The organism is Endobacterium cereale (genome assembly GCF_009617585.1).
Taxonomy (GTDB): domain Bacteria; phylum Pseudomonadota; class Alphaproteobacteria; order Rhizobiales; family Rhizobiaceae; genus Neorhizobium; species Neorhizobium cereale.
The window spans coordinates 116,224-130,366 of sequence record NZ_WIXI01000039.1 but is presented as its reverse complement, the minus strand read 5'-3'; the positions used below and the strand labels follow the sequence as shown (position 1 = coordinate 130,366).

At 56.5% G+C, this 14,143-nt stretch carries 11 protein-coding genes and 2 pseudogenes; 9 read left to right on the top strand and 4 right to left on the bottom strand.

Annotated features, from left to right (window positions below; translation table 11 throughout):
• Positions 1 to 12 precede the first annotated feature (12 nt).
• The 3 genes from GAO09_RS08790 to GAO09_RS08780 form a co-directional block, all read right to left on the bottom strand.
• Positions 13 to 2,295, bottom strand: coding sequence for a glycosyltransferase family 4 protein (locus GAO09_RS08790; protein WP_153353648.1), 2,283 nt, complete (start codon positions 2,293 to 2,295; stop codon positions 13 to 15).
• Entirely contained in the window at positions 2,292 to 3,242 is a 951-nt protein-coding gene (locus tag GAO09_RS08785; protein ID WP_153353647.1) for a class I mannose-6-phosphate isomerase, read from the bottom strand. Before GAO09_RS08785 ends, GAO09_RS08790 begins: the two co-directional genes overlap by 4 nt.
• A gap of 666 nt (positions 3,243 to 3,908) precedes the next feature.
• On the bottom strand, positions 3,909 to 4,097 hold the full coding sequence (locus GAO09_RS08780; protein ID WP_235938000.1) for a DUF1488 family protein: 189 nt from the start codon (positions 4,095 to 4,097) through the stop codon (positions 3,909 to 3,911).
• A 627-nt stretch (positions 4,098 to 4,724) separates the two neighbouring features.
• Here GAO09_RS08780 and GAO09_RS08775 point away from each other — a divergent pair.
• A pseudogene (locus GAO09_RS08775) lies at positions 4,725 to 5,186 on the top strand (MBL fold metallo-hydrolase); the annotation flags it as partial.
• Between the two features lie 108 nt (positions 5,187 to 5,294).
• Here GAO09_RS08775 and GAO09_RS29970 read toward each other — a convergent pair.
• Positions 5,295 to 5,465: pseudogene (locus GAO09_RS29970) on the bottom strand (ABC transporter permease); the annotation flags it as partial.
• 186 nt (positions 5,466 to 5,651) lie between these two features.
• Between GAO09_RS29970 and GAO09_RS30490 the strand changes: the two are divergent.
• The 8 genes from GAO09_RS30490 to GAO09_RS08735 all read left to right on the top strand — a co-directional run bounded on the left by GAO09_RS30490 (position 5,652) and on the right by GAO09_RS08735 (position 14,138).
• Positions 5,652 to 6,005: a hypothetical protein gene (locus tag GAO09_RS30490; protein WP_235937999.1), complete on the top strand. Its 354-nt coding sequence runs from the start codon at positions 5,652 to 5,654 to the stop codon at positions 6,003 to 6,005.
• 616 nt (positions 6,006 to 6,621) lie between these two features.
• On the top strand, positions 6,622 to 7,248 hold the full coding sequence (locus tag GAO09_RS08765; protein ID WP_153353646.1) for a sugar transferase: 627 nt from the start codon (positions 6,622 to 6,624) through the stop codon (positions 7,246 to 7,248).
• 33 nt (positions 7,249 to 7,281) lie between these two features.
• A complete protein-coding gene (locus tag GAO09_RS08760; RefSeq protein ID WP_153353645.1) occupies positions 7,282 to 8,658 on the top strand; it encodes a UDP-glucose dehydrogenase family protein in 1,377 nt (458 codons plus the stop codon).
• Complete coding sequence (locus tag GAO09_RS08755; protein ID WP_209018660.1) at positions 8,655 to 9,620, top strand: UDP-glucuronic acid decarboxylase family protein; 966 nt, start codon at positions 8,655 to 8,657, stop codon at positions 9,618 to 9,620. The genes GAO09_RS08760 and GAO09_RS08755 overlap by 4 nt, the downstream gene beginning before the upstream one ends.
• Before the next feature lie 46 nt (positions 9,621 to 9,666).
• A complete protein-coding gene (locus GAO09_RS08750; RefSeq protein ID WP_209018659.1) occupies positions 9,667 to 10,836 on the top strand; it encodes a polysaccharide pyruvyl transferase family protein in 1,170 nt (389 codons plus the stop codon).
• A 4-nt stretch (positions 10,837 to 10,840) separates the two neighbouring features.
• Positions 10,841 to 12,331, top strand: coding sequence for an oligosaccharide flippase family protein (locus GAO09_RS08745; RefSeq protein ID WP_153353642.1), 1,491 nt, complete (start codon positions 10,841 to 10,843; stop codon positions 12,329 to 12,331).
• Positions 12,328 to 13,287 carry a glycosyltransferase family 2 protein gene (locus tag GAO09_RS08740; RefSeq protein ID WP_153353641.1) on the top strand — a complete coding sequence of 320 codons (960 nt, stop codon included), beginning with the start codon at positions 12,328 to 12,330 and terminating at the stop codon, positions 13,285 to 13,287. Before GAO09_RS08745 ends, GAO09_RS08740 begins: the two co-directional genes overlap by 4 nt.
• Complete coding sequence (locus tag GAO09_RS08735) at positions 13,284 to 14,138, top strand: hypothetical protein (RefSeq protein WP_153353640.1); 855 nt, start codon at positions 13,284 to 13,286, stop codon at positions 14,136 to 14,138. The genes GAO09_RS08740 and GAO09_RS08735 overlap by 4 nt, the downstream gene beginning before the upstream one ends.
• Positions 14,139 to 14,143 lie beyond the last annotated feature (5 nt).

The window sequence follows — 14,143 nt, the reverse complement described above, 5'->3', positions numbered from 1 at the left end:
GGCTGCGATGCTTTACGCGGTGAGCGCGCGAAGCGGAGCGAGTGTCGAAGGATGACCGCTGGCGCGCGAAAGCTTACGAAACTCCACAAGGCCGAGGAGATAGCAGACCACGGATTCGCCGCCTCTGTTTTCATTGAGACGCTTCGGATGCAGACCGTCGCGACAACTGCCTGTTTCGAGATCCACGACCGGCAATGAGAGATCGTTGCTGCCGAAGAACCAGGCGAAGGCCTTTGCAGCTTCTTCTTTCCAAATGATGTCGTGGCTGACCCGCCATGCGGCATGACATGCAGCGATCGTCGCTGCCGCCTCCAGAGGCTGTTGATCGAAGAGCTTCACCTCTCTCGTCCGATCGGTAAATCCATTCGTGCCGACAGGCCTGAATAGTCCTTCAGGGCTCGTCTGTATCGTCATCAGCCATCGCAAGGATTTGAGTCCTGCTTTCACGTAGTCTGGTCGTTCAGTACTCAATCCTGTCGCGATTAGGGCCTGAGACAGCCGGGCATTGTCGTAGGACAGTCCTTCCTCGAACCAGCTCCAGCCCGTTCCTTCGACACGAAGGAAGATATCCATCAGCCTGTCGGCCAGTGTCGAGCGGATCCGATGAGCGAGCGTGTCGTGAGGCGAGACTGCGCAATAGCCGTCCAGGCCCAAAAGCGCAAAGGCCCAGGCGCGCGGCGAGCCGAAACCTTCAACGATCGGCAATGCCTGCGCGAACAGGCCCGCGGCCCACGCGCGCCGGGATGGGCTTGCGTCGCCGCGGGCGCATTCGCCAAGAGCCCAGAGCGTTCGGCCGTGGCTGTCCTCCGATCCTTTATCTTCCCGCCAGCGTCGGTCGAAGCCCATGAAGTTTCTAAAATGTTTCTCGTCAGGGTTCCAGGCGTGCTGCACGAAGGACGCGAAGCGCGAGGCGAGTTTTTCCGGCAGTAGCCTTTCGCCGGGTTCGTTGAGAGCAACCGACAAAAGAAGCGCGCGGGCATTATCATCGACGCAATAACCATGCAAACGATCAGGTACAGAATAGACCGCATGCTGGAACAGTCCCGTATCATCGCACATCGACATGAAGTAACCGAGCTGCGGCTCGACGGGGGTAGGGGTCTTTCGCATCACGACACTGGTTGGTGGTACGGCCTGACGTGCGGAATTTTGAAGCGACACCTGTGAGAACAATGCGAGATAGTGCTCGGCGGTCTTTTGCCACGTCGTCGGTCGACTGGTTTCGTAGGCGCGCCGTCGCATTTCGTCGCGTCTTGTGTCGTCGGTGAGAAGCGACGAAATTTCCCGCCCGATAGCCGTCGCGTCGCCGAATGGGACAAGTACGCCGCGTCCCTCGGCCAGCAATTCTTGCGCATGCCAGTAAGGTGTAGAGACGACGGCTTTCCCTAGACCGAAGCTGTAAGCCAGAGTGCCCGATGTCATCTGGGCCGCATTGAGATAAGGCGTGGCATAGACATCGCACATGGAGATGAACTCCAGAAGCGTTGCCTTGTCGACGAAGCGATCAAGAAACACCACGCTGTTCTCGATGCCCAGTTCGTTCACCCTCTTTACCAGGCTTTCGCGATAGGCCTCGCCGTGGTCGCGCACGAGATTGGGATGGGTTGCTCCCAGGATCACGTAGACTGCATCCGGGCGGCTTTCCAAGATCAAGGGCATCGCGTCGATCATGACTTCGATGCCTTTGTTTGGTGAGAGAAGGCCGAACGTCAGGATCACCGAGCGCCCGTCGAAGCCAAGGTCAGCTTTCGAGAATGCCGGTTCCAAAAACGGCATGTCGGGAATTCCATGGGGGACGACTTCTATCTTGCCTGCCGGCACGTGATAGACCTGCGACAACAAAGTCCTGCCCTTTTCCGCCATGACTACCACTTTGGCAGACAGGTCGATGATTTCGTTTAGGACGCGGCGTTGGCCGATACTTGGCTCCGCGAGAACCGTGTGCAGCGTGGTGACGATCGGCATCTTCAACCGCGACAGCAGCGCAACGATATGATCTCCGTCCTCGCCGCCAAAAATTCCGAATTCGTGCTGCAGGCAGGCGACGTCGAAATTGCCGGCGTTCAGGACGTCCGCGGCATGAATATAATCGTCAAGGTTGTTATCGGCTATCGCGAGACGGACCTCCGGCGGGTAGTCGTAGACATGACCATGGTCCGTCATAGCCACGATCGCCGTGGCGACACGGGCGGGAGATTTCGAAACCGCCTGCTGCAGATCCGTCGTGAAAGTCGCGATACCGCAGCGGCGCGGCAGGGAGTTGCCGATGAACGCAATATCTTTGAGTTGATTCATAGCGGAACTCCTGACGAGCGGAATGGAATAACGCTTCGGACCTGGCGACCACTTTCCAGCTCGTATCCGGGTCGCAATCGATCTTCGGCCGGGAGCTGCCTCAGGAGCCCGATCACGGGCGCGCTCGCCGCGGCGGCAATAAGCAAGACAATTCCTTCAGCCCCGACATGGATGTCGGCCCGATCAGCTTCTGCGAAAAACGCATCGCCGATCCTCGCTGTCAGGGATCCTATTGCTCCGCCTCCCGCGACGACCAGAGCCCAGCTTTCGCGGCTCGCGGTCAACTCCCAAACGGTGTCGGCAGGGAGGTCTAACCGTTCGAGGGTGAAGAACGGACAAGACATGAGCTCGGCGCGCTCGACGGTGATGTGCCGTGGTAGCTTCCTGCTGCTCGCCGGTTCCAACCGTGCCACGGCTATGGCTTGGTCGATATGCAGTTCTCGCGAACGTCCATGATCCCAGATGCGGAACGTCGTCTCGTTGCGCTGCTGGATTTCAGCAATGACCAGACCTGCACCGATGGCATGCACGGTGCCAGCCGGAACATAGAACACGTCACCGGCCGCCGCCTCCTGCCAGTCGAGAAGGCCGTCAATTGATCCGTCGAGCGCGGCCTTCCTGAATTCGAGCTGTGTCAGTGGCCGTTTGAGACCTACGGCGACCTGCGCCCCGTCTTCTGCTGCCAACAGATACCAGGCTTCGCTCTTGCCGCTTTTCATCCCCATCGACTTGGCGGTAGCATCATCGGGATGAACCTGTATCGACAGTGTTTCCCCTGTAAAGAGGAGCTTCAGGAGGAGTAGACGGTCCGGCCCTCCCTCTTCGCCACAGTCAAACGAGATTTCGCCGACCGGGCTATCCTGATGGTGTTTCGATGCCCATGGCCCGAGATCAAGACGACCCCATGGCTTGAGAATTGTTCTCACACTGGCGCGGTCGATTGTCATGGTGATCTCCTTGATCCCACCGCTAAGATCGGAGTGACCTGAGATCGGAGTGTGTTATTGCCGCTGCGGCGCTGTCGGTCCGGATCTTGGAAACAGCAAGGGCAACTTGGCTTGCACGATAAAATTTTCGATCGTTACCAGTTCGTCGGGTGTGACGAGTCTTGAGGTTGCTTAAGGAGCGATAGACGGCGGCAGCGTTTTTTCGACTTCCTACCTCGACACAGGCCACGCCTCGGTGCGCCCGTTGGAGCTAAGGAGTAAGGTCATTGTCGTATGATAAGCCTCCCATGTGACGTCGATGGGCTCCTCATCAATCTGAAGCTCGAAGACGCCTGGTGGATGAGGTTGCGCCATCCCGGGAAGCTGGAACGGTCGAATGATCGTGATGCTTTTCACCGTTGTCTTCATGACGGCACCGTTCCTGTCGGGAGAATGTTGAACGCTCTGTGGGGGGCCGATCCCTTTATCTGCCGGCATTTCTCAGGAGGTCTATTTCCTTGGCGATGGGGCCGAGGAGCTTCCGCAACCGGTTCTCCTCCACCTGACCGAGGCGAAACCTTTTCGCAAATTCGCTCACAAGCACAGTTTTCGCTGTTCCTGGTTGAAGCGTTGGAGCTGATTTGGCTTGATGATGCACGATCGTACTCTTTCAGGATCACGGTATGCTCAACGAAAATGCGCGAGATCCAGCGTGATGGCGCTGGATCGCACTTTGGAATAAGCAGAGGTCGCAGCTTTCAGAATTCTTGGGCGCAACTCATCGAACGCCGTCAAATAATCTGCCTCGGTGGCATCTCGGTGCGACTTCTCGCAGGCCAAGACTTCAGTCGCCAGATAGAATTTGATCTCGAACATCCCGTCGTATCCGGTGAACGGACACAGCGATTTCTGTCGTCAAAACTACGAGCTTCGTTTGGGAAGGAGATGCCCATCAGCGCCCACCCTCATCTTGCCACCGATCAACAGCGCTACCCTCGGGTTGGGGATCAAGGCTTGCTCGTGTCGACGACTGTTTGCGGTTGGCGAGAGAATTCAGGAGAGCCGATTTGGTCCTCACACCGCCGCGGAACTCAGGTGAGAGGAAGAGCGAGGCGTCACGTTTCATGTCGGAACTCGCGTCCGACGCGGATCCCCGGAGGCCGGCTGACATTAACACTTCCCTGACCAACTTGAAGCCGGCGGGTTCGACATGCGATGCTGCTAGATTGGAAGACATCACGTCCTCCTTTGTTGGGGCAAGGTTTTGCACCCTTGATGACAGCGCCCTGAAGACGAGCCGTCACTGCCATCTAAGTCGTGCTGAAATACTGGATTACAAGGGGGAGGTCGGGCAAAGACGTCCGGAGCCATAAATAAGGACCGTTGAGAACTAAGCTCGAAAAACCAAAAAAGGGGAAAGGATTCTGGCATCGACGCGAACAAATAGCGGGCCGGAAGTTCAGCTCCCTTCAAGGCGAAAGTAGGTTGGGCGAACAGCGGCTCGGCGCGAGATGCCGTCCGAATGCGACCCACATCGTGCAGCGTTCAGAATATGAATATGCCTTCACGCCCGACTGGTTTGCCGGCGGCGGTTATATCCGCAAGGATTTCGACAAGCCCGGTCTCAAATGGCAGTTCCTGAATGGCACCCAGGACGACTATTACGACGTTTATGGCGACGGTACGCTGACAACGATCTTCACGCCCGGACATGCCCCCGGCCACCAGTCTTTCCTTGTGCGTCTTCCAAACAGCAAGCCGCTGCTCCTAACCATCGATGCCGCCTATACGGTCGATCATTGGGAAGAAAAGGCATTGCCCGGATTCCTCGCCTCGACGGTGGATACCGTCCGATCGGTGCAGAAACTCCGCACCTATGCCGAAAAGAACGATGCGACGGTCGTGACCGGTCACGATCCTGATGCCTGGGCGACCTTCAAGAAAGCCCCGGACTTCTACGCCTGACGATCCCGACCTTGCCGATGGCTTGGTTAAGATCTGGCGGGATGTGTTTGCGTCTCGCCAGACCAGCTTTGATCGAAGGATTGGTTCCAATCGCTGATGGCACCTGTTCTATGAAAGGGTCGGATCCAGCCGATCGCAAAGCCAGTCGCCCAGCAAGCTGACCGATAGCGTCGTTACGACTATGACGATGCAGGGGGCAAGCAAAATCTAGATGGCCCTTATGATACAGTCGCGGCCATAGCCCACCATGTTGCCAGGACGGCTCATGGGAGGCTGTACGCGACTGGGACAAAATGGATCCGGTGAGGTATAACGCTGGTATCGGCCATTCCTGCATTACGGCGAGGCATCGGTGATGCCCGTCTTGTTTGCCGGTGCTCGGGGCGTCGAAAGTTGCGTTTCGGCATGGAATATTGACAGAGCGTCCAGATGCTCGGGAAGTTCGTCGCAAAGTAGGTGCGTCCGATGCTGGATGTGCACCTGAATTTTATCGAGACAGAGCTTTTGTCGAGAAACTGGTTTGCCGGAGATGAGTTTACTGCTGCCGACATCATGATGAGCTTTCCGCTTGAAGCCGCCCTTTCATGCGGCAGGCTTGACGACGGATATTCTGCGACCGTGAGGCGGCTAGATCGAGTCCATAAATTGGTGTCAGGCCGGAAGAGCGTCGCCCCCTCGACGAAAAGATCTAGGGTGTTGAGATACAGCAGTTGTTCCGAGTGGACACTGTGCTGGAATCGGTGCTGTTCATCATCGAGTGCAGAAAGCTATCAGCACGATGGCGAAGAGTTTCTGTTTATGTTGGAGGGATCGTCATAGAGACTATATGAGTTCCGGCCACACAGCTCGATCGGCAACAAGTTACTGATTTCGCTTATGAACAGCTCATCGGCATCCCCGCCGACATGAGCTTTAACTCCCGAAAATTCCAGCTCCCGCTGGCCGAAATTCGGGGAGCACCTAAAAAACCGCTGGAGCGAACAAGAAACAGGATAAAACTTGGGGGCAAGGTCACAGAAACTCCAGTTGCTCATTCATGAAAGGGCGATCACAGATCAGCGCGGCAAGGACAGCGTGGTAGTTGAACATCACTACCTTCACATGAATTCGGGATATTCGGCGGTGCCGATGGCAGTCATATCCTGGCGTTACCCCGCATATGGTGCTGGCCCGTCGAGCAAGTCTGACTGTGGTGTATTATAATTTTAAATACCTAACAATTAATACGTGTGAAATTCGTTCAATTGGTCTTTGCGTGTATTAAATATATATACTTATAGTAATATATTATATTCTGTCGCGATAAAGAATCGATAGATAGAATTGATGACATCTAGTCCGTTGACCGATGCATTCGAAACTGAAAAATTGACGAAAGGTTAATTTTTCGAAAATTCAGCGCCCACTGAAATTCGAATTGGCAATCGAGGCTAACATGTCTTCTGCTACGATCGATCCTCCATTCGAGCGCACGGAATTTTCTGTAAAGCGTGTGATAGATCTGACTATTTCGGCGATTGCAGTCGCGGCGTTACTGCCACTGCTGATTCTGCTTTATATCGCCGTCAAGCAAACGACACCCGGTCCGGCGCTGTTTGTTCAGGCTCGCTATGGTTTGGGCGGCGTCCCGTTCAACTGCTTCAAATACCGTACAATGTACGTCGCACGAGAACCGAGCATATTTACTCAATGCGCCCGCGATGATCCACGGGTAACGCCTCTTGGTAAGATATTGCGAGCCACCAGTCTCGATGAATTACCGCAGCTTTTCAACGTTCTTCTGGGCTCCATGTCGCTGGTCGGACCACGCCCTCATCCGCTCAAGCTGGACGATGATTTTGCAGCACAGATTCACGACTACCGCGACCGTTTCCGGGTCAAGCCCGGCATAACGGGGCTTGCACAGATCATGGGAAACAGAGGTGAAACTTCCAGTCTGGGGGACATGGAGCGACGGATCGAGGCCGACCGGTCCTACGTGAAGAACCAGTCTCTCGCGCTCGATCTCGGCATTCTCTGCGCAACCATCCCCTGCGTCATCAAGGGTACCAACGCCTTTTAAATGCGATCTGAACCAACAAACTGGAGAGCTGGCATGAAAATCTGTGTCATTGGCACTGGCTACGTCGGCCTCGTATCGGGGGCGTGCTTCGCGGAAATAGGGCACCACGTCACATGCATGGATATTCATGAGGATAAAATAGCCAAACTCCGGGCCGGGCAGATGCCGATCTACGAGCCGGGCCTCGAGGCTTTGGTTGCTCGCAATCAGGATGCTGGCCGCTTGATCTTCACAACGCAGATACAGGATGCAATCGACGCCGATGTCAGCATATTTTTCATCTGCGTCGGAACGCCGGCATCCGCCCTCGATGGCGGCGCCAACCTCGATTACGTGTTTGCGGCGGTGGGTGATATTGCCCGGCATGCGGCGATACAGCGGCAATCCCGGCCTGAGCAAATCCTGTTCGTGACAAAATCTACGGTTCCTGTCGGCACGAATAGTGAGATCGAGCAGATCGTCGGCCGATATATCCCCAGTTCCGGATTTGCGATTTCCTCTAACCCGGAATTTTTGCGTGAAGGCGCCGCCATCAAAGACTTCATGAACCCTGACCGGATCGTCATCGGTTCCTCCAGCCCACAGGCTCGTCGGACACTTGAAGACATTTACCGGCCCATCGCGGAGGCGGGCGCCGCCGTACACCTGGTCTCTTCGGTGCAGACGGCGGAACTGGTGAAATACGTTGCCAATGCTTTTCTCGCCACCAAAATCTCGTTCATCAATGAGGTCGCAAGGCTTGCCGAAGAGGCGGGAGCTGATATCGACGAAGTCGTTGCCGGTGTCGGCGCCGATGCCCGGATCGGGCGGGATTTTCTGACGCCCGGACCCGGCTATGGTGGCTCGTGCTTTCCCAAGGATACGCAGGCGCTTGTCAAAACGGCGATCGAATACAACTCCCCGCTCACAATCGTCGAGGCCGTAATTGCGGCCAACCATCGGCACAAGCTGATGATGGTCAGCAAGATCCGCAAGGCTATCGGGGGGCGGCTGGAGGGTAAACGTATCGCGGTGCTTGGCTTGGCATTCAAGGCCAATACCGACGACATGCGGGACTCTCCTGCGCTGGTCATCGTTCCTGGCCTCGTTCGGCTTGGGGCGCAGGTGGTGGGCTATGATCCGATAGCTGGCGAGAACGCCCAGTTGCTGATGCCGGATATTCGGCTTGAAGCCAATGTTTTCGAAGCGGCGAAAGATGCCGATGCGGTGGTCATTCTGACGGAGTGGCCAGAATTTCACGGTCTCGATCTCAACAGATTGATGGAAAACAGCCGCGGGAGAACCGTAATCGATTTACGAAACGTGGTGTCGAAGCAGAGCGTAGAAAGTTTCACGGGTGCCTATTTCGGACTAGGCAAGACGCATGGGCAGCACATCATCCATGTTCCGGTTGAGATGGAGGTTGCATGATGGCGAAGCACGTTGTTCTGGCCGGCGCGGCCGGTTTTCTCGGGTCACACCTCGCGCATCGTCTGCTGCTTGGCGGTTATCAAGTGACAGGTCTCGACAATTTTCACACCGGGCGTGTGCGCAATCTGAGCCATTCGATGGATCATGAAGCGTTTCATTTCATCGTTCACGACATCCGGGAGGCCTATATCGGCAAGTGCGATGCCGTGATGAATTTTGCCTGCCCGGCTTCACCGCCCGATTACCAGGCAAACGGTATCGGCACCCTGAAGGTCAATTTCCAAGGCACGCTTAATCTGCTGGGGCTTGCAAAGTCCAGTCAGGCCAGCTTCTTTCAGGCATCCACATCGGAAATATATGGCGATCCTGAGGTCCATCCCCAGGTGGAAACGTATCGTGGCATGGTCAATCCGATCGGGCCGCGGGCGTGCTACGACGAGGGCAAACGTGTCGCTGAGGCGTTGACCTTCGAGTATCAGCGTCAGCACGGACTTGCGGTCAAGGTCGTGCGCATATTCAATACCTACGGCCCGCATATGCGACCGGATGACGGTCGTGTCGTTTCGAATTTCATCACGCAGGCTCTGCGCGGCGAAAACATCACGATTTACGGCACTGGAAGACAGACGCGGTCCTTCTGCTATGTCGACGATCTGATCGAGGGAATTTTCCGTCTGTTCGAAAGCGGTGCTTCCGTCACGGGACCGATGAATATCGGCAATCCGGTCGAATTCACCATACGCGAGCTTGCCGAACTGGTCATAGACGTGACGGGAAGCAAATCGACCGTCATCAATCTGCCGTTGCCGGAGGACGATCCCCGCCAACGCTGCCCGGACATTTCCTTCGCCAGACAGACCCTTGGCTGGGAGCCAAAGACTGCTCTGCGCGAAGGCATCGAAAAGACGGTCCTCTACTTCGACAACATCCTCAAGCAACCGGAAAATGTTCAGGCGGCCTAAGCCATTTTGCATGATCACGCACCGCTGCAGAGGACATCGTGTTGAAATGAAGATCTATCGGTCATCCCCGTTTGAATGTGCCAGCCTCGTCTCCCCCGTTTTGTTGGAGGAGGCGGGGTTGATCGCGAACAAGGCGTTGCCTCGCGCCATTTTCTTTTTCTCTGCCAATACCCAATACGAAAATGCCGGCGATGCCCTCATCAATCGTGAATTGCTGAAGGTTCTGCGGCGGTGGGGCAGCGTTCGCGTTGCCCAATCTGGTGCGCCGGAGGCCTTCATGAGGCAACTCTGCCTTGAGCCTGAGGAATTGCATTACGAAAGCCGTCCTGCTCTTTGGATGGGCGCCTTTCTGGCCGGCACACAGGCCCGCTTCAGCCGAACCGAGAGGCCATACCTTGCACTCACTCCGGGTGATCCAGGCGGCATCTTCGACCGTGATGTGATGTTGCGCGGAGCTTTGACGCTGATGCTGACCCTTGCCGGTGTCAGGATTGTCCGCCTGGGGGTATCGCTTGGGCGGATGTCGAGGGGGCGACTTCGCTTTGAAGCATTTATGTCCCGCTTCTACGTCCATATCGGAATCCGCGATTCACAATCACTGGACTTGGCAAGAGCGCACGGCTTTCTGAATTGCGGTTATTTTCCAGACTTCGCGCTTGCCCTTGATCCGACCGAGCGCTCCCCGAAGACTGATGATCATTTCAACGTCGTGGTGTCTTTGCGTGATGACAATCTCGGTTGGGCGGACAGGGCGACGCTGGTCAGGAAACTAGATCAGGTAATCGGCGCCGTGTCGGCCAGCCAGGCGGTGTCGCTTCATTTCGTGGCGCAGGTCGGCATCGACGGCGCGTTCGCCCGCTATCTCAAGGACCGTTATGCCGGCAGGATCAGTTCTGTGATGAGCGAAGAGCAGAATATCGACAGGCTGGCGAACATCTACTGCCGCGCCGACCTGATCGTTAGCAACAGGCTGCATGCCCTGCTGCTGGCCAGTGCATGCGGTGCCGTTCCGCTTGGACTTCTGTTTCCCGAGAGCAACGTCAAGATTGTTGGTCTGCTCGGTGATCTTGGTCTGGGCGATCATTGGCGCAATCCCAACGATGAGGCGCTGCCGGATGTCCCGGGTCTTATGTTGCGGCAGAAGGTCGTGCAGGCCGCATTCTCCAACGCCGGCCAGATGATTGGGGACAGGGCCGAAGCCCTGTTCGGGTCTTGAGGCGATGACAGGTCATCACGCCACGTCGCCCCCACGCTCCTCGCATCAATCTCTTTCGTGGACACTGTTTCAGGCCTTTTCGCAGATAACGTCGCGGCTAATGGCCTTGGTCGTTCTTTCGTGGCTGCTGCCTCCGGTGGTGTTCGGCCATTATGGTGTTGCCATGTCGGCGGTGATAGTCCTGTCGACATTAGCCCAGATGGGAATCCCCACGAACCTTATCTGCCTTGAGGACGTTGGGCCGAAATCACTGGTTGCGGCGCTGCTGGCCGGTTTTGTTGCCAGCGTCACGGTAACGTCAGCTTATCTGTTCTTGATCTTTGCCATGCATGACCGGATCGGCGGCGAACTGTCGGATGTGCTGGTGGCACTTGCCTTTTATATTCCCGTGCAGGTGCTGCTGAATACGCTTGAAGCCTTCGGAAGGCGGCTTTTCGCTTTCAAGGCAATCGCCATCTGTGACCTCGCAGCCGCCACATCGGGCAATCTGCTCCTCGCGGTTACGCTGGCCTATCATGGGTTTGGCGTGTGGGCCCTTGTTGCCGGTCAGACGTTCGGCGCATTGGTTCAGGTCGTGGGATTATTGTTCGCTTGCCGTGATTTCCTGGGGTGGAGAACGAACATTGCCGAATTGCGTCGGATCGTCTCGTCAAGCTTTTCTCTGACGGTTGCTGAAGCGGCGAATATCATCACCGTATACGCCCAGAGACCTCTGGTGGGCGCTGTGCTTGGGGCCGTCGCGGCCGGTTTGTGGACGCGTTTTTATCAGATAATCCTGCTTCAACTGACATGCCTCGTCCAGCCGATCGACAAGCTTGTGATGCCGACGTTGTCCCGTCACCGGGCGTCTGTGGATCGGGCAACGCAAACCACGCTGCTGACCATAGAGATCGTCAGTCTGGTGACGATACCCGTCTCGGCAATCACCGCGGGCATCGCACCCTTTGCAATCGAGCTGGCTTTCGGGCCTGCTTGGGCTGCTCTCGTGCTTCCTCTGCAGATCGCCTCGATCACTCTTTTTATCCGCGGTGTCGACCGTATCCTTCTCAGCGCCGCCAGAGCGGCGGGACATGTTCGTTCACGCGCAATCGTCCAGGTTGTCCAGATGGTCGTTGTGATTGGCGCGGTCTATTGGGCGGCGCCCCACGGGCTGCCGGTGATCGCTGGCGCCTATGTCGTTTCTCAGTCGTGCGGATTGGCTGCAATGCTTGTCCTGTTCAGCAGAAATTCCGTCATTCCCTTGCGACGAATACTCGAACGCATTCTCCCCGGCGCCGTTTGCGGCGCACTGGCGCTCGGGATGATTGCTGGCATTGAAGCGATGGGTAAGGCGCCGACGTCGGAATACGCGATGATATCGATATGGCTTGCGCTGACGGTCAGTTCCTCTTCCGTGGCGTGGATCACATATCGACGATGCACGTCGGCGGGATTGCAGGCGCACCTAAATGAATTTTTTCGACATTTAATCCCAACGGGAGGCCCTGCCGCATGAGTGATCCCCGCAATACGCCCATGGTTTCGGTGATAATTCCGCTTCACAATCGAGCGGACAAGATTGCCGATGCGGTCAACTCCGTCCTGATGCAATCGATGCAGGATTTTGAAATCATCGTCGTCGATGACGGATCGACTGACAACGGACCGGAGATTTTGGCAGCCTTGTCCGATCCACGCATAATCTGCATTCGACAGCTGAAATCCGGTGCCAATGTCGCCCGCAATCGCGGTATCGACAGCGCAAACGGTGCCTATGTGGCGATGCTGGATTCCGACGATGTGTTTCTTGCGGGCCATCTTGAGCGCAGCATCCAGGCCTTGCTTCAAACACCGGCCGCCTTGGTTTATGCGCGGGTTATCGTCGATCGAGGTAACGGGAGAACCTTTCTCAAGCCGCCGCGTGCGCCACGAAAGGGCGAAAATATCAGCGATTACGTCATGACTGATACCGGGTTCGTTCAGACTAGCACGGTGGTCATCGCCACGCAGACCGCCCGAACGGTGCGGTATCTCGACTGGCTGCAATGCGCGCAGGATACCGATTTCGCTGTCCGCGTGGCAGCAAGTGGTGTGCCGCTGATCATGCTCGAGCAGCCAGGCGCGATATGGAATGATGCATCGTCCGGAGCTAGGATATCCGCAATACCGCGTCCCGAACATCTGACGAAATGGTTGGAATTCATCCAGCCACTCGCCACCAGACGGGCAAGAACCGGATATCGCGGTTGGCACGTGGGACGGGCGCTTGCTCTGCGCGGAGAGAAACTGAAAGCCCTCGGTTATTTCAGTGTCGCTGTCGTTGCCGGCTGCTATCGACCCGCTCTCGCGCCGCGAATCCTCGGGCAAATCCTGCTTGCCGGTCCCGGTTATCGCGCGCTCGTCAACGGATTACTGGGCCTCAAGGCAAGGTTTCGCCCCTCTGCCCTGGAAAATGGCGGTCTCAAGCAATGACCAGAACGCGTTTCCAACTGCCGACCGGTTTTTTCAGGCAGGAACTCGATCCGCTCGCGGATGCCATATTCCTGCCCAGCGAACAGGTGCGCAGCGGAACGTTTCAATGCGTCGGCGGCCGGCATGTGCATCATGTCGGAGGCAAACAGATATGGGATTGGGATGGCGGAGCCGCCGAACGTTATAGAGACGTCTCGCATTCGATCTTCATCGAGGGACGCCACATCATCATGGTTCGGTCGGGGGATGCTTTTTCCGCCGGCGGCACATATCGTCAAGCTGCCGCCCCTTACAGTCTTTTTCCGGATGTCTACATCCAGAATTGCCGCGTCGAGAATGTCCGCGGAAGTTTTGACAAGATCCATGCCGACGTTTTCCAGCTGGACTATTCGCTGCACGATCTGAAGATCGACTGCCTGACCGCCGATACCGACTACCAAGGCCTGTACCTCAGGCCGACGGTGGCGATCAGTGGCGAAATCGATATCCGCCGCTGTAATTTCACACTCAATACCGCGAACGGATTGCGGCTAAGCGCACGCCTCATCTACCTTTTCAAGAACATGTCCGAGGTTTCGAACACGAACCATCTCCTTTATTTCAGTGAGGTTTACTGTGACGTCCCGCAGGGACTTGACCCAAGAACCTTTTTCTCCCCTCGCCGAGGCATGGAAATTGCTGCGGATACGCAAGGCACTTACGTCTGGTGGCCAAACCTTACCCAGAGAGTGCGAGATCTCAAGGGACAGCCCGCCCGGATACGTATCGGCAAGCCGCCGCATGGCGATTTCGCGCCTGCTGCCTCAGTTGGTCTGGGATACCGCAGTCCCGGATACCAGAATGCTCCCTAACCACA

Coding starts and splice junctions, on each gene's coding strand:
- GAO09_RS08755 (WP_209018660.1), top strand. CDS start 8,655: ATGATGGCGAAGCACGTTGTTCTGGCCGGCGCGGCCGGTTTTCTCGGG.
- GAO09_RS08790 (WP_153353648.1), bottom strand. CDS start 2,295: ATGAATCAACTCAAAGATATTGCGTTCATCGGCAACTCCCTGCCGCGC.
- GAO09_RS08785 (WP_153353647.1), bottom strand. CDS start 3,242: ATGACAATCGACCGCGCCAGTGTGAGAACAATTCTCAAGCCATGGGGT.
- GAO09_RS30490 (WP_235937999.1), top strand. CDS start 5,652: ATGCTGGATGTGCACCTGAATTTTATCGAGACAGAGCTTTTGTCGAGA.
- GAO09_RS08760 (WP_153353645.1), top strand. CDS start 7,282: ATGAAAATCTGTGTCATTGGCACTGGCTACGTCGGCCTCGTATCGGGG.
- GAO09_RS08745 (WP_153353642.1), top strand. CDS start 10,841: ATGACAGGTCATCACGCCACGTCGCCCCCACGCTCCTCGCATCAATCT.
- GAO09_RS08780 (WP_235938000.1), bottom strand. CDS start 4,097: ATGTTCGAGATCAAATTCTATCTGGCGACTGAAGTCTTGGCCTGCGAG.
- GAO09_RS08765 (WP_153353646.1), top strand. CDS start 6,622: ATGTCTTCTGCTACGATCGATCCTCCATTCGAGCGCACGGAATTTTCT.
- GAO09_RS08740 (WP_153353641.1), top strand. CDS start 12,328: ATGAGTGATCCCCGCAATACGCCCATGGTTTCGGTGATAATTCCGCTT.
- GAO09_RS08750 (WP_209018659.1), top strand. CDS start 9,667: ATGAAGATCTATCGGTCATCCCCGTTTGAATGTGCCAGCCTCGTCTCC.
- GAO09_RS08735 (WP_153353640.1), top strand. CDS start 13,284: ATGACCAGAACGCGTTTCCAACTGCCGACCGGTTTTTTCAGGCAGGAA.